The sequence below is a fragment of the Ruegeria sp. CDSB013 genome (assembly GCF_059611165.1).
In genome coordinates this window covers 1-899 of record NZ_JBXWPA010000041.1, presented here as the reverse complement: position 1 = coordinate 899, position 899 = coordinate 1, and the positions used below count along the sequence as shown (strand labels likewise).

Annotated in this window: 1 pseudogene; it reads right to left on the bottom strand. The window is 58.2% G+C overall.

Annotated features, from left to right (window positions below):
* Window positions 1–179: 179 nt before the first annotated feature.
* Window positions 180–899 (bottom strand): annotated as a pseudogene (locus tag AC2FJF_RS24350) (YfcC family protein); the annotation flags it as partial.

The following is an 899-nucleotide window of genomic DNA, read 5'->3' as shown; positions in this document are numbered from 1 at the left end:
ATCGCGCCTCCTGCAGTCAGAACCCATCCCGCCATCGAGATTGGCCCGAACGCGGCCAGAGAAGATGGCAGCAGGAAAATACCGGACCCGATCATATTGCCCACCACCAGCGCGGTGCACATCCAGAACCCAAGGGTTCCTTTGGGTTTAGATCGGGTGTCGGTGGGCATAATGCGACCTCATGCCAACGCGGAAAGGCTGAGCCCGGCCATGATGATGACGATCAGGATCAGTAAAAGCGGCCACATGAAACTGAGCCAGCGTTCATAGGGCACACGCCCCAGGGCAAGCCCGCCCATGACCACCGCAAAGGTGGGGTTAATCAGGTTCACCAAACCGCTGGCTGACTGATAGGCCGTCACGACCAAAGACCGTTCTACGCCGGAAAAGTCTGCTAGCGGCGCCATGATCGGCATCGTCAGAACCGCCAAGCCCGAAGATGACGGGACGAGGAAGGACAACAGCCCCTGCAAGGCGAACATCGCATTGATAAAGGCCACTTTGCCCAAACCATCCACGGCACCTTCGGCCCAATACAAAATGGTATCTGTGATGCTTCCTGCGTCCATGACCACTACGATCCCGCGTGCGATCCCGATCACCAGCGCAACGCCCAGCAAATCCCGGGCACCGTCAACGAAGGTCGAGGTGAATTCCTCTTCCCCGATCCGTGCGATCAATCCCACGACTATCGAGGACACAATGAACAGGCCGGACATCTCGGCCATCCACCAGCCTCCTGCCGCGACACCCCAGATCATCACGCCAAAGCTGGCCGCAAAGATCAAAAGGATCAGCCCATGCATACTCGTAAAGGTCGGAGCTTCACCGCCCGTGCGGCCACCTTTGAGGAAATGCGCCTCATTGCTTTCGCGCTTGTCGGCAACGATGGACAGATC